Origin of the sequence: Syntrophus buswellii (assembly GCF_046097065.1) — a bacterium.
Taxonomy (GTDB): Bacteria; Desulfobacterota; Syntrophia; order Syntrophales; family Syntrophaceae; genus Syntrophus; species Syntrophus buswellii.
Window position 1 is genome coordinate 2,727,571 of record NZ_CP175563.1, and the last position, 20,062, is coordinate 2,747,632.

The following is a 20,062-nucleotide window of genomic DNA, read 5'->3' on the forward strand; positions in this document are numbered from 1 at the left end:
AAGGCGCCGGAACTACTTTTTCTGCACCTTGCTCAACCGGCACATGAAACTTCTGCTGGTGGAGGTTCCGGTTACCCGTCCCCGCCGGTCGTCTTCCGTGAGGGTGTTCAGGTTGCTGAGCGGGTCGTAGTTCCCCCATCCCCAGGCGATGCGCACGGTGCCGGGGCGAACCGTCGCGGAAATTCTGGCCGCCATTTCAATGCCTCCCTTCGGCGATTCAATCCTCACCCGGTCCCCCTCCTGCAGATCATAATGCCGGGCGTCCTCGGGATGGATGTCGACGACGCAGCCCGCCCCCCCCTGGAGCAGGGAGGGAATGTTGAAAAACTGCGAGTTTGTAAAGCGGATGTTGCGGCTGCCGCTGATTCCGAGCACCGGATACGAATCGCTCTGATCGGCGAAGCTGATCGGGTCGTCACCAAGGCCCTCCGCAAAGGGAACGCCCGGCAAACCGGCCTCCGCAAGCCGCCGGGAGAAAAATTCGACCTTGCCTGAAGGGGTTTTAAAGGGCTGCTCCCGGTATTTTTCGTAGCGCAGCTCCTCAATCCGCAGGCCGTTGCCGTTCTGGCGCAACTTCTCCGCCGTGACCCCCGCAGGACCCAATTGGTAATCGATGGCCTCCTCGGCAGTCTGCCATGGAAATTCTTCGGCAAAGCCGAGCCTGCGGCCCAGTTCAAAAACGATCCGCCAGTTCGGCCAGGTATCTCCCACCGGCGGTATGACGGCATCCTGAAGATACATGGGGTTGTTGCGGATGGAGAAACGGTTGAGCTGCGTTGTCTCGAAGCAGCTGGCAGCCGGGAGAATCACGTCGGCCAGCCTGGCCGTCTCGGTCATGAACATCTCGATCACCACCAGGGTTTCCAACTTGCAAAAGGCTTCCCGGGTCCGCGTCGAATCGGCCATGGTCACCACGGGATTGCCGGTCTGGACCACGACCATCTTCACCGGGTAGGGCGTTTCCTCGAGAATGGCGTCAACCAGGCATCCCTGGACCTGGTTGCCCCAGGTCTCGCTGAAGGAGTTGAAGAGGGGGTAGTCGCAGGTGATGGGGACCGAATCGGCGGGAAGCCGGTCCTTCAACTGAAGGTTGCGCAGTGGAATCGGCTGGGGCAGCACGTCGCCGCCCGGTTTGTCCAGATTTCCCGTCAAGGCCCGAAGCATGGCAATCGCCCGGGTGGTGTCGAAGACCTCGCGGTGCATGTCCAGACCGTTGCCGTCGATGATGCATGCCGGCTTGGTGGTGGCATAGAGGCGGGCCAGCTGCCTGATCTGATCCGCCGCAAGCCAGGTTCTTCCGGCAACCTCCTCGGCGGGATATCGGGCGGCAGCCTCCTTGAGCTGCTCAAAGCCGATCGTATACCGTTCAACAAACTCGGCATCGTAGAGTTTTTCCTCAATGATCTGATGGATCATCGCCATGGCAAGCAGGCCGTCGTGCCCCGGCTTAATCTGCAGCCAGATGTCCGCCTGGCGGGCAAGAGCGGTCTGAACGGGATCGATGACAACCAGTGTCGCCCCCTGCTCCCTGGCATACGAGACGGCCTCGGCCGCACCCAGCGCCGTATTTCCGTCGTTCTTTCCCCAGACGATAATGAACCGGGCATTCCTGGCCTCAGGAAAGGCCATGGAGCCGTAGGTGTAAGAGTGCGCGAATTCGCGCCCCACAAAGCAGATGGACCCGTTGCCGATCGTATTGGGGGAACCGAAGGCATGCATAAGCCGGTTGGGATAATCCCAGGGAGCGCCCCAGTCGGCAGCCATACCCCGCAGCCATGCAACCGACTGGGCCCCGGATTTTTCGCGATGATGGAGAAACCGGGCGACAACCCAATCCAGGGCCTCATCCCAGTCGGCCTCGCGGAAATCCGAGCCGTCCTCCTTTCTGATCAGCGGTTTCATCAGGCGCCGGGGGGAATAGACAATGTCCGGAGCGGCGGCCAGTTTGGGACAGGACAGCCGCTTTTCAGGGGCAAGGAAGGATTTTCGCTGTGCTGAAACCAGGCGGCCATCCCTCACTTCAGCCTCAATCGGACAGCAGGAAGAACAGAGGCGGCAGACGGAATCAAATTTCATGGGCTCCTCCTATCGGCAGGCATGAATGTAGCGGCTGCGGATCAGTTCGTAATGATTGCTGTGGGTTCGGATTTTCCACCACACCTCACCGGGTACGCTCACCTGCCAGGCCGGAACCAGTTCGCCCCGGCTGTCGGAAAGCAGCGCCGAAATATTGGCCAGCCCCCTCCCCGCATAACGGCCCTCCGGCTTGCCGCCCAGCCACTCCTCGACGGGTGCGACATCGGTGGACCAGGAGAAGGGATCGGAGAGCAAAAACTGGGCGTTGCTGTCCCTTGTAACCCGGTTCATTTCCCGGAGGTGCCCCATCGGTGACGGGACCTTGTCCACCAGGTTGAGAGAAGAGAAGAGGGAAAAAGTCTTTTTCCTGAATGGCAGGGCCAGGGCATTGGCCACCAGAAACTCCACCTTCTCGCTCCGCCATGTCTCGGGAAGGCACACCGTCACTTCCCTGCGCAGCAGACCTTCGTCCTTCAATGGAACCACGAGGCGGCGCTCCCGCATCAGCCGGCGTGCCACACGGATGAACGCGCGGGAGGTGTCCACGCCGATGACAAAATCACAGCAGGCCGCTGTCTCAAAGGCATATCTGCCTACCGCGGCGCCGGCGTCCAGGGCGATTCCCTCCTGAGCCGTTATCTGCTCCGCCCAGACACGATAGGCCTGTGACGCCTGCTCATCGCCCAGCAACTCCCCGTAATGGCTCCACAGGTATGAGGAAACCACTTCATCCGTCTCGTATTTGTTCGCTGTTATCTGCTCGTCGGTGCCAAAGGGATCGAGAAGGGCCACACCTTCGGTTATGGGAAACCGGGCGGCGCATTGCGGGCACTTCAGGGTGCCGGTTTCGATATCGCCATCTGATTCCTGGAGGATGTCGGCGGCCAGAGGGTATTCCTCGGGCAGGCAGTGCGGACAGACCAACAGTTCAACAAGTTTCTTTTTCATATTTCCCCTTTGAAAAAAGACGAATTTTCTCCTGATATCACCGTACAAAAAAATAATTGGAAACGCACCGGATGTCAATTTAAAAGAGACTCAACGGCCGAATATCGCGAAACCGGCACCGGGTTCCGCCGAAAGAGGCACCTCTGAGCGCTCATCCTCACAGAGGGTTTCCAGACGACACGCCTGAGGTATCCCGGCGGAAAATGCGCCTTCGTCCGGCCTTCATTCTCCCCTTGACTCTCAGAAATCATCGTTCATAATATTGTGGGCCGCAACTTAGAAAAGATAAGGCCGGTTTTCGACAGCTGGACAGAAAAAGGATTGTTCATGACGGAAAACGATGTTGCCGAGTACAGATCCGCGCCCGATTTCGAGCTGACGGACAGCGAAGGCCGGCAGATTCGGCTCTCCAGCTACCAGGGGAGAAGAAATGTCGTTCTGATCTTCAACCGCGGGTTTCTCTGACCGTTCTGCCGAAGGCATATGGCGCAGTTGCGCAGGGATTATCAAGAGTTTCTAAAACGGGATGCCGAAGTCATCGCAATCGGCCCCGAAAAGCCGGAACCTTTTGCAGAGTGGTGGCGCAGCCACGACATGCCCTTTATTGGGCTGCCGGACCCGGACCATTCCGTGTCCAGGCGCTACGGCCAGCAGGTAAAGCTGCTGAAGCTGGGTCGCCTGCCCGCGCAGCTGGTCATCGACAAGAGGGGGTTGATCCGCTATGCCCATTACGGCAGTTCCATGTCCGATATACCGGAAAATAAAGAGATTCTGGCGATTCTGGATCAGCTTGCCGCCATGGCATGACGTCGCTTCTGCAGGGTGGAATTGAGCAGAGCGGGAGGAATCGGGGAAAGTCCTCCGCCGTTAAGGACATGTACGGACATGGCAGGGGTGACATGTTTTGTGAGATTGAGCTCTTTTAAACGTCTTTGAAAAAGGAGGTCCTATGAACACAAACACTGAAACAGGTGGGGTTTCCTCGCTCAGCCGTCGTGATTTTCTTGCCCTGTCAACGGGTGCCGCTGTATTTCTTTCCGCCGGAATCCCCTTCGGCAAGCTCGTTGGAAGCGCCCAGGCGGCAGGAGGCCATGTCCTCCCGGCACTTCCCTACCCGGAACACGCCCTGGAGCCTTATATCTCAGCCAGGACCCTCGGGTTTCACCACGGGAAACACCATAAGGGGTACATAGACAACCTGAACAAGCTGATTTCAAATACGGAATTTGCCGATCTCTCCCTGGAAAAAATCATCACCGCCACTGCCGGAAAGCCTGATAAGATTGCGATCTTCAATAATGCAGCTCAGAGCTGGAACCACACCTTTTACTGGCAATGCCTGAAGCCGAACGGTGGAGGCGAACCGCCCGCTGCCCTGAAAAAACAGATCGAGGCGTCTTTCGGCAGCATGGAAGCCTGTAAAAAGGAACTGGCAACGGCCGCGATGACGCAATTCGGCAGCGGATGGGCATGGCTGGTGCGGGATGGGCAGAAACTCCGGGTGATCAAGACCGCCAATGCCGATACCCCCCTGGAGAAGTGCATGAAACCGCTTCTGGTCATCGATGTGTGGGAGCATGCCTATTATCTCGATTACCAGAACAGGCGTGCGGATTATGTGTCGGCCGTCCTGGAGAAGATCATCAACTGGGATTTCGCAGAGAAGAACCTGCCCGCGTAAGCGATTCTGCGCCACGTCAAGGTCATGTCAAAGGTGCCGATCGCCGTCTCCGGTGTTCACTATCGCGTGGAATGGAGATCGGCACCTCCGTCTTCTTCTGCCTGTTTCAAGACGGCCCGCAGGGGCACTCTGGAGAAGGCCGATGCGCCTCAGGATCAGAACATCGGGCAGGGCTGGAAAGGGAAGCATCGCAGCCTGGATCCAGGCCGTCCGTCTCCCCTTTGTCCCTCCCAGCTTCATCCCGGTCACCCTTGCCGCCGCCATTGCCTGGGCGCGCTATTCGGTTTTCGATCCCGCTGCCTTCCTTCTCGTTTTTGCAGCGGTCACCATCCATCACTTCGGCCTCAACATGCTCGATGACGTTCTCGATTATCTCCACGCCGTCGACCAACCCTGGGGCGACGAAAAGAACCCCTACACCGGCGGCAGCGGCGTGCTCACCGACGGGCTCCTTTCCGTGACGGAGTTGATGGGAGGCGTCTTCGCCTGCTACGCCTTCACAATCGCTACCTGGATCTACCTCGGATACGAAAAGGGGTTTCCCGTGGTCGCCATCGGGGCCATCGGAATCCTGTCGTCGATTTTCTACACCGTGCCCCCCGTGAGGTTCGCGTACCGGGGATTCGGGGAACTAGGCCTCCTCCTCAACTTTGGGCCCGTCCTTGTTCTGGGGTCCTATTATGTCCAGCGCGGGACGCTGGACTTGGAGCCGCTGATCGTTTCCCTTGTTCCCGGTTTTCTCATGTGGTCCATGATCGTCATCAACGAGATCCCCGATTACGACGAGGACCGCCGGAGCGGCAAGATGAACCTTGTCGCTCGCTTCGGCCGCAGGACCGGGGTCCTGCTTTATGAAGCCGGGCTCTTCTGCGCCTTCGGAATCCTTGTCGGCTCGGTCCTCTTCGGGTTGGCACCACTGCCGGTTCTGCTGGGACTCGCGGCACTGCCGCCGGCCCTGCATTCGGTAAAACTCCTGCGGGATTCCTACCTGGACCGATTGAAGATGGCCCCCGCAAACCTCGCCATCATCAAGGTATACCTGATCACGGGCGTTACGCTGATCACGGGATATCTTATCCATGGATTTACGGGATGAGGACATGGGAGATGAAAAGGCAAATGGGGTTTGGCAAACGCAGAGACGCTCCGGACAGGAAAAAGGCAAGTCCTTTTAATTCCTTGCTTTATCAATGATATTTCGATAAAAATTACACAATATATGAACGGGCATATTTCGATGACAAACAAGATACCCAGCATCCCGGAAGATCTCGCCCGATGCGTGGAATTTCACGGACACCTTTGTCCCGGCTTGGTCTATGGCTATCTGATCGCAAAAGAAGCGATGAGACGGATGAACCTGGAGCGCTCTGGAGATGAAGAAATTGTTGCCGTCTGTGAAAACGATTCCTGCGCCGTGGATGCCCTTCAGGTCCTGCTCGGAACAAGCCTGGGAAAAGGTAATCTGATTTTTCGGGATTTTGGAAAGAACGCCTTTACGGTTTTGAGTCGCGCTAAAAAGAAGGCTTACCGATTCGTTCGGAAAGTTCATTATGAATATTCAGGGAATGACAAGAAAACCTTTGAGCGGTTGGATGCTGCCGCAACCGATGGCACGGCATCTGAGAGCGACCAAGGTCTTTTGAAACAGTTGAAGGTGGAGGATCTCCTGCAGCGGGATTTCAAAGAAATTTTCACAACCACTGAAATTCCCTACGAAGAACCCCGTTACGCACCCATTGAACCATCCGAACCCTGCGTCCTTTGCGGCGAGATGACCATGATCTCTAAGATGCTGGCTGCTCCAGAAGGGCTGATCTGCATCCCCTGCTCTCAGAAGAGGTAAAAGCCCACGTTTTTACGTTGCGGCATTTTCAGAACTCCGAACCTTCAAAGGAAACGACGTTAAGGAGGTTTGACAGCTATGGGTAAGATGAACGATCAGGAACGAGAATACGGGCCCCTTGGCTCTTCGAAAGCTCAGCAGAGTTATGCGGAAAAGATCCTTCTCTCGCCTGCCGAGCTTGCAGAAAGGTTAGACGAAACAGCTGTCGTCGATGTTTCAGACCCGGTGGATTTCCGTAAACTGCACATTCCAGGGGCCTGCAATATTCCCGCCTTCTGGAATCATCGCTCCGTTGGGGGTGACAGCGGACTGGAACTTATGCGTCAGGTGATCCTGGACGAAATGCTCGCTTGCGGCATCGACGGAAGCCGTCAAATCGTCTTCACCGAACAGCTTCCGTCTTCGGGATTCGGACGGTCCTGCCGCGCATTCTATATGGCTGAGCACGCGGGATTCCCCCCGGAGATCATGCACATTCTTGACGGTGGAAATTTCCAATGGAAGCAACAGGGCTTTCCGCCGGCACATGGAGAGGCTTGCTCAAATCCGGCGCCCAAATTAGTCATCAACACCGGTGCCGGCAGGAGCCGGTTTCTGTCATTGAGAGAAACGCTTGCAGCGTTGAACCGGGGCGCAAAGTTTCTCGACGTTCGAAATGCGCCGGAATTTTTAGGCGCAGCCGCTGCGCCCTATCTGATCCGGGAAGGAACTCCGCCACGGGAGGTCATTCTGGACCCGGGCAGAATCCCCAGTGCCATCGGACTTCCCTGGACTGATGTGTTTGAGCGAGAGGGTGCTGGAACGGGATTCTTCAAATCGCGAACCGACCTGCAGCGGCTTTTTAAGTCAGCGGGGCTCTCGCCTGGGGACGAGATCATCGTTTATTGCTTCAAAGGGGCCCGCTCGAGTGCTGTGCTCCTGGCTCTGCACCTGGCCGGATTTTATTCGGCAAAGATGTATTTCTCCGGCTGGAACGAGTGGTCACGTCAGGCATCCTTTCCAAAGGAAACGGGAAAGCCCGGACAGGATCAACTCGCTGGAAGTTATGCAAAAGATCTCCTGAATGAGGCTTGAGGAAGACCCGCAATCTGCCGGAAATTGAACAAAGAGCGATGCCCCGGAGGAGAAGAGTCCATGGATACCTATTTTGCTCCTGCCGAAAAATCAAAGGATGACGAGCTGAATGCGGAAATTGGAATCGTTTGCCGCAATCCTGTCATGGAAGGATTGCTGTGCTCAGTAAGCGGCCTGCTGGCCGTTCTGAATGAGCATCGCCAGTTGGTGGCATTGAACGACACCTTTATGCAGATGCTGGGCATTCAGGATGCGCAACAGGCCTTCGGTCTGCGTCTTGGCGAGGCCATGGAGTGCATTCATGCCCATGATGAGCCTGGGGGATGCGGCACCACGAAATTCTGTCCGACCTGCGGCGCCGCCGTTGCCATCGTGTCCAGCCTGACACGGGACAGGCCTGTAGAGAGAATGTGCGCCCTTTCGGCGGAAAAGGGCGGCAAGGTGGTGGACATCGCCCTGCTGGTGCGTTCATATCCGACAAAAATCGATGGTAAAACGTTTCTGTTACTGTTCCTTCAAGACATGACCAAAGAGCAGCAAAGGGCGGCTCTGGAAAGGACCTTCTTCCATGATGTCAACAATATGTTATCCTCTCTGGTATGGGCGAGTGAACTTCTCATTCAGGACAGTCCCTCGGTCCTTGCCATGAATATCTATGAAGCATCGCTGCGGCTTCAAGCGGAGGTAGCCGCTCAGCGCTGCCTGTCTCAGAACGGTTCGTTCACATATCAGACCGTAAGGCACTCTGTTACACCGAAGCAGGTTCTTGCGGAGCTTCGCGCCATTTTCGCCAGCCATCCGGCCGTGCAGAGGAAGAAAATCGAATTTTGTGAAGATTGTCCAGCCGTGTCGGTCAACACGGAGCTCTCTTTGCTGTTGCGCGTTCTGTGCAACATGGTGATCAATGCCCTGGAAGCCACGGGAAAAGAAGGCGTTATCCGAATCTGGAGCGAGCGGAAGGGAAGTCTGTTGTCTTTCATGGTGTGGAACGCGGAGGAAATCCCTCAGGCCATAGCTCTTAGAATTTTTCAGCGGAATTTCAGTACGAAAGGGCAGGCCGGAAGAGGGATCGGCACCTTTTCCATGAAACTCTTCGGAGAAAAGATCCTGGGCGGTCAGGTGACGTTTTCGACATCCCGGGAACAAGGCACCGTCTTTACCTGTTCCCTTCCCCTGCAGGAGTTCACCTCTCCTCTGAAATAATCCGAAAAGACCAAGCCCCGAGAAGGAAAATTTACGGGAAGGAGATTACCCCCATGGTGATCTTTTTCCAGGTGTGATACAAGTCTTGCCCGACGCAAAACATCTGCAGCACATCCGGCCGGCGCCCGGGAAATCCTTAAGAAAGCATGATAATCCCGGCATTCGTGATTTTGCCTGAACAGATACGAGGCCATTGGCTGGTTTGAAGGCACATTACATGATTTTACTTCGAGGTGATTTTTTGTCGGCTTTCTTTTCTTCAAAAACTTGCAAGAAATATCTTACCCTTGTTTTTTCAGGATGTCTCCTGGTATCCGTCCTGGCCTTCCCGGCAAAAGCGGCAGAAAAACTGGGAACTTACCCGATCCTGCCCAGCCACTACTCCTCCATTAAGATCTTTGACAACAAGGGATGTTTTGTGGGGAGGATCCTTCCCAGAAAGCGATACTGGGTCCCCATCGACCGGATTAACCCGTTCCTGCAGAAGGCCGTGGTGGCCATCGAAGATTCCCGCTTTTACGACCATCCGGGCATTGACATCCGCGGAATCGCCCGGGCCCTGGTGAAGGACGTTGCCAAGGGGAAGCTCGCTGAAGGCGGATCGACGATTACTCAACAGCTCATCAAAAACCGGCATCTCTCCGGACAGAAGACCCTGGACAGAAAAATCAAGGAAGGTCTTCTGGCCATGGAATATGAACGAAAGTACAGCAAAAAACAGATCCTGGAGATGTACCTGAACGAAATCTACTACGGAAACGGAGCCTGGGGGATTGCCCAGGCCGCCCGTATCTATTTTGACAAATCCCCCCAGAATCTGACGGAGGCTGAATGCGCCCTGCTTGCAGGCGTCCCCAAGGCTCCGAACCGATACAATCCTTCGGGGACACCCTCTGTGGTCAGGAACCGGAGGAACCTGGTCATCAGCCGGATGGAGGAGCTCAAAATGATCTCCCCCCAGAAAAAGCAGAAACTGATGGCCGCTTCCATATCCCCCATCAGCAAGGGAGAACCCTCATACTATGTGGACGCCGTCCGGAGCAAACTGATCGATCGGTATGGTGCGGAGATTATCGAGAGAGGGGGACTGGAAGTCATTACCGCCATGAACCTGAATCTGCAGAAGCGGGCTGAACAGGTCCTGCGTGAAGGCGTCAGAAGGATTTCTTCGGATCTTCAGGGCGCCCTGCTGTGCCTGGATCCCAGCACGGGGGATGTTCTGGCCGTGGCGGGGGGGATCGATTTTTCTTCAAGCCCCTATAACCGGGCCTTTTACGCCAGGCGCCAGCCCGGCTCCGTGATCAAACCCCTGCTGTATGCCGCCGCCCTGGAAAAGCGGTATACAGCGGGCAGCATCTGGAATGACGAGCCGGTCACCTACACCTGGGGAACCGATGAAAGCTGGACACCCCATAATTACGGGAATAAGCATTATGGAGAAATCCCCCTGCGGAAGGCCCTGGCCTACTCGGACAACGTGATCGCCGTAAGGCTTCTCGAAACCATCGGCATCCCCTATTTTGTCGAGTTTTCCGAGAAGATGGGGCTTCCGCTGCGCTCACGCAACCTCTCCCTGGCCCTGGGGACGGAGGAAGTCACCCTGACCGATCTCGTGGAGGCCTACACACCGCTGGCCAGCGGCGGTTCCCGGGCCGAGGCGCGGACCATCATCCGGATCTATGATCGCTATTCCAATACCTGGACGGAAAATCCACCCATCGTCACCCCGGTGCTCTCCCCCGCCACCGCCTTCGTCACGACCTCGATGATGCAAGACGTTCTGACTTACGGAACAGCCAAAACCTTGAAGAATTTTTACCGGGAGCGCCCGTCGGCCGGAAAGACCGGCACCACCGACAACTATCAGGATGCCTGGTTTATCGGCTATACGCCCCAGGTCATCACCGGGATCTGGGTGGGCCATGACAAACCGCAATCTGGCGGAACGGGCTTTACCGGAGGTTCCATCTGTGCGCCGATATGGGAAAGCTTCATGCGCTCCGCCCTGGCCTCCAAACCGGTGGTGGATTTCCAGAGGCCGGAGTCGGTTGTTTCCGTATCCATCGACCCGGCCACGGGCTTCCTGGCCATGCCGGACTGCCCGGAAACGAAAGAGGAATTCTACATCGCCGGCACCGAACCGACCACGTACTGTCCCCAACACGGCGGCGAGACCCCGGCCCCTGCCGATCCCGCAACTCCGCTGCCTGGCGGGGAAGGATCGGAGACCGCCGATCCGTTGCCGAAGGGAGAGGGATCGCAGACCGCCGATCCGTTGCCGAAGGGAGAGGGATCGCAGACCGCCGATCCCCATGAAAATTCCTGATCCGGATTTTTTAACGATGAAGATCCTCCACACCTCCGACTGGCACATCGGGCGCACGCTCTATGGCCGCAGGAGATATGATGAGCACGAGGCCTTTCTGAACTGGCTGGCCGACGTGATCGAGGCCGAAGAGATCGACGCTCTCCTTGTCTGCGGGGATGTGTTCGACAACAGCACGCCAAGCAACCGTGCGCAGGAGCTGTATTACCGGTTTCTCTGCCGTGCGGCCTCCACCGGCCGTTCCGTGGTGATCACAGCCGGGAATCACGACTCACCCTCCTTTCTGAACGCCCCGAAGGAGCTCCTGAAATTTCTCAACATTCATGTGGTCGGATATGCCCCTGGTAAGCCGGAGCAGGAGCTGATCGTTCTGCCCGGACGAAACCGCGGCCCGGCCATGATTGTCTGCGCCGTTCCCTATCTCCGGGACCACGATCTCCGCACCTCCGAAGCGGGAGAGAGCACCGGGGACAAGGAGCGGAAAATCGTCGAAGGGATTCGGAGTCATTACCGCCTGGTCTGCGAGGCGGCGGAGCGCAGGCGGGCCGAACTGGGAAAGCCGGTTCCCATCGTGGCGATGGGCCATCTCTTTGCGGCGGGCGGTCAGACGGTTGACGGCGACGGTGTTCGCGAGCTTTATATCGGCTCCCTTGCCCAGGTTGGCAGAGATGTTTTTCCCGACAGCCTCGATTATCTGGCCCTGGGCCATCTTCATATCCCCCAGAGGGTGAGCGGCTCCGATCGGGTCCGCTATTCCGGTTCGCCCCTACCCATCGGGTTCGGGGAGTCGGATCAGGTGAAGAGCGTCACCCTGGTGGATTTTTCCGGCGCTGCGCCTGCGGTTTCTATGCTTCCTGTACCCCGGTTTCAGGAACTGAAGACCCTGCGAGGGGACTGGGGCACCCTGGCCCGGAAAATCGGCGAATTGAAAGCACTGGACAGCCGGGCCTGGCTGGAGGTCGTCTACGAAGGATCCGAGATTGCTTCATCTCTGCGGACGAAGTTGGATGAAGCCGTTGCGGGAACGGCCATGGAAATCCTCAGGGTCAAAAACACCAGGGTGATGGAGAAGGCGCTGGGCGCAGAGAACCGGGAGGAAAGCCTGGATGACCTTGACGTAACGGATGTGTTCAGGCGTTGCCTCGACGCCCACGAAATCCCCCGGGAACAGTGCGTGGTTTTGATGGAGGCCTACAGGGAGATTCTGGTCTCCCTGCAGGAGGCAGACCCGCAGGCAGAATAGAAGGATCGAGGATGAGAATACTCAGCGTAAGGTTCAAGAATCTGAATTCTCTCTCCGGCGAGTGGGAGATTGATTTTACCCACCCGGATTACCTCTCCGACGGGCTTTTCGCCATTACCGGTCCCACCGGAGCGGGGAAGACCACGCTTCTGGATGCCATCTGCCTCGGCCTCTATGGCCGGACCCCCCGCCTGGACAGGGTTACCAGGAGCACCAACGAAATCATGTCGCGCCAGGCAGGAGAGTGTTCGGCCGAGGTCCAGTTCGAAACGCAGAAGGGGCGCTACCGCTGTTCCTGGAGCCAGCACCGCGCCCGACGAAGGCCCGACGGAGAGTTGCAGCTTGCGCGCCATGAAATCAGCGATGCGGATTCCGGAAAAGTCCTGGAATCGAAGATGACCTCCGTGGGCGGGATGATCGAGAAGGTCACGGGAATGGATTACGAGCGCTTCACCCGGTCCATGCTTCTCGCCCAGGGCGGATTCACGGCCTTTCTCCAGGCCTCTGCCGACAGGCGGGCACCCATTCTGGAACAGATCACAGGCACGGAAATCTACAGCCGGATCTCTGAAAAAGTGTACGAACGCCACTCGAAGGAGCGGGGCACCCTGGAACTGCTTCAGTCTGAACTCCAGGGAATCCGGTTGTTGAACGGCGAGGAAAAGAGGGATCTGCAGAACTCATTGCAGGAGAAGCAGGAGCGGGAGAAGGTGCTTGCCGGAAAGGCCGATCACATGCGCAGGGCCCTGCTCTGGCTTGAAGGAATCAGGGGCCTCGAGAAGGAACTGGCCGAACTGGATCAGAAGCAGGGGCTTTTTGTTCAGCGCCGTGCGCAATTCGAACCGGAGGCAAGGAAGCTGGAGCACGCCCGGAAGGCCCTGATCCTGGAGGGTGACTATCGCGGAGTCCTTGCCCTGCGCAGTCAGCAGGCGATGGAGCTTGAAGATCTGGCCGAAGCGATGGCCAGGATGCCTCAGAAGGAGCGAATCCGCGGTGCTGCGCTGGACGCCAGCCGGGCCGCTGAAGCCGCGTTGGTCAAGGCAAAGGCCGGGCAGATGGCGGAAGCGGAGGTCATTAAAAAGGCTCGGGAGCTGGACGCGCGGATTCGCGAGCAGAAAAGGCAGCTCGATGAGCAGGGCAAGGCGCTGGAGGCCACGGAACAGCATAAGAGAATGTTCGTGTCTGCCGTCGAATCGGCGGAGCGGGACAGGAAAAGCCGCCAGGCAGACCTGGAGAGCATCCAGAACGCTCAAGAAAAAACCCTTTCCGACGCCGCTTTGCTGACGGACCTTTCCGCCATCGCCCGCTCGTTCGAGTACCTCCGGAATATCGAGTCCAGGCATTCCCTTCTTCGGGAAGCGGCCATTGCGGCATCCGGCAAGAGAGCGACGCTCCTGGCGGAATACGAAGCATGCGAGGGCGAATGCGGCAGACGGCAACAGGATTATGAGAAAGGGCAGAAGGAAGCCTCCCTGCTGTCACGGGAGATTTTCGATCTTCTTCAGGGACGGGAGATGGCCCAGTGGCGGGAAGACAGGGACGCCCTCATGAACCGGGAACGTCTGCTGGCCTCGTCCCTGGAAAGAATCGACGGGATCAGAAAGGCGGACTCGGCGCTGAAAGCCCTGTCCAAGGCCCTTGAAGCCGCAAAAGACGCCCTGACCGTCCTGGAAGGAGAGATCGAACCGGCTGTGGGAGAAAAGAGGTTCCTGGAGGCGGAAATTGAAAATCTGGAGATCCGGGCAGCGCTTCTGGCGCGCATCCGTGACCTGGAGGAAGACAGGAAAAGACTGGAGGACGGCAACCCCTGCCCCCTGTGCGGCGCCACGGAACACCCCTACGCACGGGGCAATGTTCCGCAGCTGAACGAAACGGAAGCCAAGCTGAAGAGCAAGAGGAAGGAACTCAAAGGGGTGCTGGAAAAACTCAGAAAGCTGGAAGCCGGCCGGGCGGGGACAGAAGCGGAAATGTTCCATGCCGGACGGGAACTGGAGGAAAGGACGGCCCTCCGCGAAGGGGATGAAGAACAGTGCCTGCAGATCCTGCGGGCTCTGGACATCGAGTCTGTCCCGGAAGGGCGGTCCGGAAGAGTTTCCGAAGAAATGGAGCAGACCCGGCGGAAGATTGCCGAAATTTCCCGCATCGTTACCGCCGCCGAGGAAAAGATCGGAAGGGAGAAAGCGGCACAAACCAGCCTGAAGGAGAAGAGGCTGGCCCTGGAAACGTCCGGGAAGGCCCTCCAGGACTGCCGCCATCGGCGGGAGACAGCCGATCTGGAATATGAGCGGCTCGCCAGAGAATGCGCCGCTCTCGCGGAGGAAGCCTGCAGGGCTCGCACCGCTGCGATCGAGGACGTCGAACCCTTCGGCATGCAGGAGATTCGCTCCGCCGATCTGGACATCATTCTGAAATCTCTGAGGGAGCGTCGGGATGCCTGGCAGGCGAGGCAGGAACGGAAGGAAGCCCTGGAAAGGGAGATCGCTGAACTGCTGGCCGGGATCGACACGAACCGGGCCCTGTTGACCAGCCTCGAACAGGACCTGGCGGCAAGGAGCAAAAAGCGGCGGGAGCAGAGCAGTGAGCACGACGAGCTGGTTGCCGGCCGCCGGGAAATCTTTGGCGAGCAGGACCCGGACAGGGCGGAGAAGGAACTCGCCGCTGCCTTGGAATCCGCCGGCAGAGCGCTGGAGCAGGCTCGGGAAAGGCAGGGCGGAATCGAAAAGGAGATCGGCGCTCTGCAGGATACGATTTCCCGGCTGACCACCGGCACCGAGCTGAGAAGCAGGGAACTGGCCAAGGCGGAACAGGGTTTCGCGGAGCGGATTTCAGCGGCGGGCTTCGAAACGGAGGCGCAATACCTTGCCGCGAGGCTGCCGGAAGACGAACGGGAGCTGCTGGCCCGCAGGGAAAACGCCCTGGTTCTCGAAGGGGCCGAACTGGAGGCCCGGCGAAGGGACAGGTTGGAGGCCCTCGCCTCCGAGCGCCGGAAGAACCTCACCGATCAGCCGCTCGAAACCCTTCAGGAAAGCCTCAATGCCTGTGAGGCGGACCTGAAGCAGGTCGGCCTTGAGACCGGCGGGATCCTGAAGATGATGAGTGAAGACCAGAAAATGATGGAAAGACAGCAGGAGCGCCTCGGGAAGCTTGAAGCCCAGAAGCGGGAATGCGCCCGCTGGAATGATCTCCGTGAGCTCATCGGTTCAGCGGACGGGAAAAAGTTCCGCAATTTTGCCCAGGGCCTGACCTTCGAGATCATGACCAAACACGCCAACCGGCAGCTCCGGAAGATGACGGACCGCTATCTGCTGATCCGGGATGCGTTTCAGCCCCTGGAGTTGAATGTCATCGACAATTATCAGGCCGGGGAGATCCGCTCCACGAAGAATCTCTCCGGCGGTGAAAGCTTTCTCGTGAGCCTGGCCCTGGCCCTTGGCCTCTCTTCGATGGCCAGCCGGAATGTACGGGTCGATTCGCTCTTCCTCGACGAGGGCTTCGGTACCCTTGACGAAGACGCCCTGGAAACGGCCCTGGAAACCCTGGCCGGGCTGCGGCAGGACGGCAAGCTGATCGGCCTCATCTCCCATGTCCCGGCGTTGAAGGAGCGCATCGGCACGCAGATCCAGGTCATTCCCGGGACAGGGGGCCGCAGCACCCTGATCGGTCCCGGATGCCAAAGAATCTGACGTCGGCTATCCGCTATCCTCTGGAGGGAAGCCTTGAAAGGAAGGGGCCGCAGCCTGTCCCGGCGTTCCTTTCAGAAAATCGATCCGCTTTTCCAGGAGCCCCCCTTCCGGTCGGCAGGGAACAGGGCAGCAAGCCGTTATATCCCCAGATTGGCAAGCATGGAACAGATTCGATTGACCACGCCGACCAGCGTCGGATGTGAAGTTTCGAATCCCTCAACGGAGGCGGCCAGGCCGTCGAGCGACAGTTGTAGAAGCGCCGGATTCTTCTCCTGCCGGGTGGCCTCGCGGGTCGATACGGCGGCAAATCCCGTGATGCTTTCCGCGTGCTCCGTGTGCGTCTTGGAAAGCTCCTCGATTTCAGTCTTCAGAGTCGAGACGAGATCCAGCAATTCGGATCGGTTCTCGTCGGTCACCGACGTCACCTTTTTCAATCGCTCTTCAATCGAGCTCAGAGTCTTCTGTATCATGGAAGCTCCCTTCATGATTCGTCATTAAATCTATCGGTTCAACCGCAGGACAAACCGGGTACTGCCTGGAGGTCTCGGAATGCTGATACTATAAAGCAACGGGAAGTTGGCTGTCAAAGAAAAAGCGGCTGCAAAGGCACTGCAGTCCATGATAAGGAATGCACCGGCGCCCCGATGCCGATGCATTCCGGAAATGTTCCCGGGTGGCGGCCATCATTTATCTTCGAGCCTGCCTTTTATCCCCTCCCCTGTCGTGAGGATCCTTCTGCCTGTCCTTCTGTCCAGGCTGTTGATGAGGGCCGGGGCTCACCTGCCGGTGGGGCTGGCCCCGATGGAATTGAGCATGCGGCGAGTGGCCCCCGTTTCCCGGGCGCCGCGGGGAAACGTGTTTCCGGTGGTCCTTCCGGGAAGAGGGTTGGAATTGCATGCCCCTGACCCCCCAGTTGTTTTCCTTTTCCCAATGCTTGTTCTTTTTCCAGGTCTTCCAGTTGTGCGGAAGCTGTCCCGGAGGGATGTGCCGGTAATCCCACGGGTGGCCCTTCCAATGGCGCGCCCTGTAGTCGCTCCTCCAACCCGGGGGGATGCGTGAATGAAAGGCGGGAACACCGTGGTAGGAAGACCAGCCGGAATGATACTGCCTTGAACGATACCAGCGTCCTTCCCACGGGCGCCACCACCAGCCGCCGTAGAAGAAGATGTCCTCGGGTACGTCAGGTAGAGCGTAGACATAAGTTCCGGGAATCACCACCGCCACCGGCGGTGCGGAAAACACGACAGGCGGGGGAAGGGGGATACTGACATGGATATCCACGCCGGCCATCGCCGGTATGGGAAGGACCGCGGCCAGCATCCAGAGGATGGATCCAACAACAATTTTTTTCATCCGTTCGACTCCTTTCTTTCCATTTTTTATAGCGTTGACGCTGAGATCTCCGACGTCATCCCTTCCTGGACGAAAGCTGCTTCACCTGGTCCGGTCCAGATGTCCCGGAGGGGATGGTCTTTTGCCTGCTTCAGGGCATTTCCCGTGCCAGCCCGCGGTGCAGCAAACTTAACGAAGAAAGACGGTGGTTTACGGAACAAAGCTCACGCCGGGCACCTGAAATCGCTTTGGTTGGAGGAATGATTCTGAATAGAAAATACTCATCTTCGGTATCCAGATGGATACGAACTATCCGCTTGGGATGATGGGGGGATTTTTTTGCGGGCCTGGGGCAGAACACACGAAAGGCAAGGAGCTGCACGATCCCGCTCTATCGATGCTATTCGGAAAAAAGTTTTCTGTCGCTGACGATCAGTGGGAGTTCGCCTTCGTGCACAGCCACAGGATACGTGTTCTCTCTTCCGGCTTGAAGACGGAGCGGGAGAGACGCCCCAGCTCCTCCACGGACGCAAAAAGGCCGCTGTCAAAAAAACTCCTGTACGTGTCGTACGTCCCTCCGGGATGCGCCTCAAAGACAACGTATCTGCCGATGTTGCGTTCAGCGATCCGGGTCAGTCGTGCCGGATCAGAGAGATGGGCAAAAATGGAAAACATGAATCCGATGTCGAAGCGTTCGTCGTCTCCGAGGAGATCCCTGTCGATGTTGAATTGCCGGAATTGAACCTCGGGATAAGTCCCTTCAAACATGGAAAAGCGGCTGGCAAGATCGACCATGCTGCTTGAAATCTCAAGCCCCAGCACGGACAAAGCGCCGAATGAGCGGGCCAGAATGCTGCTCATCCCGAAATTGCTGGCGACATCCAGTATCCGTGCCCCCTCCAGCACCTGCGGCGGTATCATGGCGAGGCGCTCCGCCGTATCCTGCCGGCGTCCGGGGACAGCAATCCGCCGGCGGAAATAGATGCTCTGATAGGGGCGGTTGTTGTGCCTGGTGCCATAGAATTCCGTAAAAGGCGAAAATTTCATGAAGGCCAGTTCGAAGGGCCACCGCTCGATGGGGATTTCCAGCCCGAGAGCCAGCGCCATGGCAATGCGATGATTTCCATCGACGACGAAATACTCTCCCTCGGGGAGGATCTGCGTCACCACGACCGGCGCAACCTTCTGCGGGTGCTGCCGAATCCCGTTCAGTTCCTTTCTGAATTCCGCTAGGCTCAGCTCGGGCGGGGCGCTGTCGCTCGACTGCGAAGCAGCGGCCAGATAGGCTTCATAAAGGGCCGCTGCCGCCTTGATTTCCCCGGCGTTCCCGGCGGCCAGGGCACGGGCGAGGCGGTAATGCGGGGTATCGCCCACCTTGATGTCCGTCCGACCGATATTTCCGAAGAAAAATTCCGCGGTAGCCTTTTTGAACGGATAGAAACGAAGATCGGGATATTCTTCCAGAGGAAGGGCAAAAGGCCTGGACTCACGGGATCTGCGCAAAGCCAGCTCACGTGAACGCCTGACCTGCGTGAGCAGGGCGATGGGTTTGGATTCCCAGAACTGCCGGTTGATTTTTTTCTTGATGCGCTTGATTTTTTTCTTCAGTGTTTTCATGGATTCATCCAGGATTGACATCCCCGGGCTGTACCGCCTGATGATTGTCCGGGTCTCTTTTCTTTGCCGCTGCTGATCGGCCTTCCCAAGGATGCCTCGGGGTCACGGAAAACGTGTTTCCGTTACAGCCAAGGCCCATTGCCTGTCAGGCCCTGAAGTGCAGCCCGTCCAACCCGGCTTGAAGCTGTTCGATGGACGTCTGCAGAGGCCCTTTGTTCTCCACCCTGATGAGCGTGACCCCGCGCTTCTTCATCTCTCCTTCCGCCACATCCTGATAGGTCTGGCAGATTTCGAGAGACGCCATCACGTCCTGATCGCTCAAGCCACGCAGTCGGCGCGGGAAGCTGCGCTGCTGCATCCTCGCCAGGCAGACTTCGGGCAGAACCCGCACAGAGATCAGGACCTTCGGAAGGGGGGTGAGCCCGAGATAATCCAGAAAATCATTCTCCCGCGTTTCAGTGCTGCGGTAGCCCAAAAGGGCGATTCCCCGCTGGATCAATCCGGGGTCCGTCAGGATGGCTTCGCTGCCAGCCATCACCTCCTGGACGATTTGAAAAAAGGCGAAGCTGTCTAGGTAACGCCCCAGAACGAGCTCCCGCTCCCAGGAAGGAAAGCCGCGCCTGATGAGAACCTTCAGGATCAACGCCATCAGTTCCATGTGCGAATCCAGGAAGGATCTCAAAAGAACGGCTTCAAGCCCCTTCGATCCCAAAAACGCGACACCGAGACGATCCCGCAGAGGACTCCACAAACTGCGCAGGCTCCCGCCCCATAGCAGCGGTTCATGCCTGCTCAGGTACAGCGAGAGGAGCCGCCGCTCCGGCCGTCCGTTCTGCCGGTGGAACACCCTCACGCCAATCCTTTCCAGGTGCTCCACGGCCGCTTTGAAAAACATGGACTTCCCCGATCCCGGAAGGCCGATGATTTCGAAATAGATACCCATTCAGTTCTTTTTCAGCATCCCTGAAAGTTCATCCCCGCCGCCAAAGACGGGCTGATTCAACACGCCCCTCTTCACCGCGCATTGCAGGAA

General features: G+C 57.8%; 15 protein-coding genes and 1 pseudogene. 10 read left to right on the top strand and 6 right to left on the bottom strand.

Features of this window, described 5'->3' with window-relative positions:
- Positions 1-12 precede the first annotated feature (12 nt).
- Together ACJ77P_RS12360 and ACJ77P_RS12365 are read right to left on the bottom strand one after the other, a co-directional pair.
- Positions 13-2,076 carry a molybdopterin-dependent oxidoreductase gene (locus ACJ77P_RS12360; protein ID WP_367359933.1) on the bottom strand — a complete coding sequence of 688 codons (2,064 nt, stop codon included), beginning with the start codon at positions 2,074-2,076 and terminating at the stop codon, positions 13-15.
- A gap of 9 nt (positions 2,077-2,085) precedes the next feature.
- A complete protein-coding gene (locus ACJ77P_RS12365; protein ID WP_367359934.1) occupies positions 2,086-3,024 on the bottom strand; it encodes a methyltransferase domain-containing protein in 939 nt (312 codons plus the stop codon).
- Positions 3,025-3,351: 327 nt separating this feature from the next.
- On the opposite strand from ACJ77P_RS12365, the gene ACJ77P_RS12370 reads away from it, so the two are divergent.
- The 10 genes and pseudogenes from ACJ77P_RS12370 to ACJ77P_RS12415 all read left to right on the top strand — a co-directional run bounded on the left by ACJ77P_RS12370 (position 3,352) and on the right by ACJ77P_RS12415 (position 16,080).
- Positions 3,352-3,489 (top strand): hypothetical protein, encoded by a 138-nt coding sequence (locus ACJ77P_RS12370; RefSeq protein WP_367359935.1) that lies wholly within the window; start codon positions 3,352-3,354, stop codon positions 3,487-3,489.
- Positions 3,490-3,501: 12 nt separating this feature from the next.
- Positions 3,502-3,831 (top strand): annotated as a pseudogene (locus ACJ77P_RS12375) (peroxiredoxin family protein); the annotation flags it as partial.
- A gap of 142 nt (positions 3,832-3,973) precedes the next feature.
- A complete protein-coding gene (locus ACJ77P_RS12380; RefSeq protein WP_408998405.1) occupies positions 3,974-4,705 on the top strand; it encodes a Fe-Mn family superoxide dismutase in 732 nt (243 codons plus the stop codon).
- Between the two features lie 142 nt (positions 4,706-4,847).
- Positions 4,848-5,801 (top strand): prenyltransferase, encoded by a 954-nt coding sequence (locus ACJ77P_RS12385; RefSeq protein ID WP_408998406.1) that lies wholly within the window; start codon positions 4,848-4,850, stop codon positions 5,799-5,801.
- 141 nt (positions 5,802-5,942) lie between these two features.
- Entirely contained in the window at positions 5,943-6,551 is a 609-nt protein-coding gene (locus ACJ77P_RS12390; RefSeq protein ID WP_367359938.1) for an FmdE family protein, read from the top strand.
- 78 nt (positions 6,552-6,629) lie between these two features.
- Entirely contained in the window at positions 6,630-7,625 is a 996-nt protein-coding gene (locus ACJ77P_RS12395) for a sulfurtransferase (RefSeq protein WP_367359939.1), read from the top strand.
- A 60-nt stretch (positions 7,626-7,685) separates the two neighbouring features.
- Complete coding sequence (locus tag ACJ77P_RS12400) at positions 7,686-8,828, top strand: sensor histidine kinase (protein ID WP_408998407.1); 1,143 nt, start codon at positions 7,686-7,688, stop codon at positions 8,826-8,828.
- 217 nt (positions 8,829-9,045) lie between these two features.
- Complete coding sequence (locus ACJ77P_RS12405) at positions 9,046-11,154, top strand: transglycosylase domain-containing protein (protein ID WP_408998408.1); 2,109 nt, start codon at positions 9,046-9,048, stop codon at positions 11,152-11,154.
- A gap of 16 nt (positions 11,155-11,170) precedes the next feature.
- Positions 11,171-12,397, top strand: coding sequence for an exonuclease SbcCD subunit D C-terminal domain-containing protein (locus ACJ77P_RS12410; RefSeq protein ID WP_367359971.1), 1,227 nt, complete (start codon positions 11,171-11,173; stop codon positions 12,395-12,397).
- 11 nt (positions 12,398-12,408) lie between these two features.
- Positions 12,409-16,080 (top strand): AAA family ATPase, encoded by a 3,672-nt coding sequence (locus ACJ77P_RS12415; protein WP_408998409.1) that lies wholly within the window; start codon positions 12,409-12,411, stop codon positions 16,078-16,080.
- A gap of 137 nt (positions 16,081-16,217) precedes the next feature.
- Here ACJ77P_RS12415 and ACJ77P_RS12420 read toward each other — a convergent pair whose 3' ends face one another.
- From ACJ77P_RS12420 to ACJ77P_RS12435, 4 genes are all read right to left on the bottom strand, one after another.
- Positions 16,218-16,550: a DUF4404 family protein gene (locus ACJ77P_RS12420; protein WP_408998410.1), complete on the bottom strand. Its 333-nt coding sequence runs from the start codon at positions 16,548-16,550 to the stop codon at positions 16,218-16,220.
- A 217-nt stretch (positions 16,551-16,767) separates the two neighbouring features.
- Entirely contained in the window at positions 16,768-17,433 is a 666-nt protein-coding gene (locus tag ACJ77P_RS12425) for a hypothetical protein (protein WP_408998411.1), read from the bottom strand.
- A 411-nt stretch (positions 17,434-17,844) separates the two neighbouring features.
- Positions 17,845-19,029: a methyltransferase domain-containing protein gene (locus ACJ77P_RS12430; protein ID WP_408998412.1), complete on the bottom strand. Its 1,185-nt coding sequence runs from the start codon at positions 19,027-19,029 to the stop codon at positions 17,845-17,847.
- A 145-nt stretch (positions 19,030-19,174) separates the two neighbouring features.
- Positions 19,175-19,972, bottom strand: a complete 798-nt coding sequence (locus ACJ77P_RS12435; protein ID WP_408998413.1) for a hypothetical protein — start codon at positions 19,970-19,972, stop codon at positions 19,175-19,177.
- Positions 19,973-20,062: the final 90 nt, after the last annotated feature.

What these genes read in the sequence shown, in the direction of transcription:
- ACJ77P_RS12360 (WP_367359933.1), bottom strand. Translation starts at nt 2,076, where the DNA reads ATGAAATTTGATTCCGTCTGCCGCCTCTGTTCTTCCTGCTGTCCGATT.
- ACJ77P_RS12365 (WP_367359934.1), bottom strand. Translation starts at nt 3,024, where the DNA reads ATGAAAAAGAAACTTGTTGAACTGTTGGTCTGTCCGCACTGCCTGCCC.
- ACJ77P_RS12370 (WP_367359935.1), top strand. Translation starts at nt 3,352, where the DNA reads ATGACGGAAAACGATGTTGCCGAGTACAGATCCGCGCCCGATTTCGAG.
- ACJ77P_RS12380 (WP_408998405.1), top strand. Translation starts at nt 3,974, where the DNA reads ATGAACACAAACACTGAAACAGGTGGGGTTTCCTCGCTCAGCCGTCGT.
- ACJ77P_RS12385 (WP_408998406.1), top strand. Translation starts at nt 4,848, where the DNA reads ATGCGCCTCAGGATCAGAACATCGGGCAGGGCTGGAAAGGGAAGCATC.
- ACJ77P_RS12390 (WP_367359938.1), top strand. Translation starts at nt 5,943, where the DNA reads ATGACAAACAAGATACCCAGCATCCCGGAAGATCTCGCCCGATGCGTG.
- ACJ77P_RS12395 (WP_367359939.1), top strand. Translation starts at nt 6,630, where the DNA reads ATGGGTAAGATGAACGATCAGGAACGAGAATACGGGCCCCTTGGCTCT.
- ACJ77P_RS12400 (WP_408998407.1), top strand. Translation starts at nt 7,686, where the DNA reads ATGGATACCTATTTTGCTCCTGCCGAAAAATCAAAGGATGACGAGCTG.
- ACJ77P_RS12405 (WP_408998408.1), top strand. Translation starts at nt 9,046, where the DNA reads ATGATTTTACTTCGAGGTGATTTTTTGTCGGCTTTCTTTTCTTCAAAA.
- ACJ77P_RS12410 (WP_367359971.1), top strand. Translation starts at nt 11,171, where the DNA reads ATGAAGATCCTCCACACCTCCGACTGGCACATCGGGCGCACGCTCTAT.
- ACJ77P_RS12415 (WP_408998409.1), top strand. Translation starts at nt 12,409, where the DNA reads ATGAGAATACTCAGCGTAAGGTTCAAGAATCTGAATTCTCTCTCCGGC.
- ACJ77P_RS12420 (WP_408998410.1), bottom strand. Translation starts at nt 16,550, where the DNA reads ATGATACAGAAGACTCTGAGCTCGATTGAAGAGCGATTGAAAAAGGTG.
- ACJ77P_RS12425 (WP_408998411.1), bottom strand. Translation starts at nt 17,433, where the DNA reads ATGAAAAAAATTGTTGTTGGATCCATCCTCTGGATGCTGGCCGCGGTC.
- ACJ77P_RS12430 (WP_408998412.1), bottom strand. Translation starts at nt 19,029, where the DNA reads ATGAAAACACTGAAGAAAAAAATCAAGCGCATCAAGAAAAAAATCAAC.
- ACJ77P_RS12435 (WP_408998413.1), bottom strand. Translation starts at nt 19,972, where the DNA reads ATGGGTATCTATTTCGAAATCATCGGCCTTCCGGGATCGGGGAAGTCC.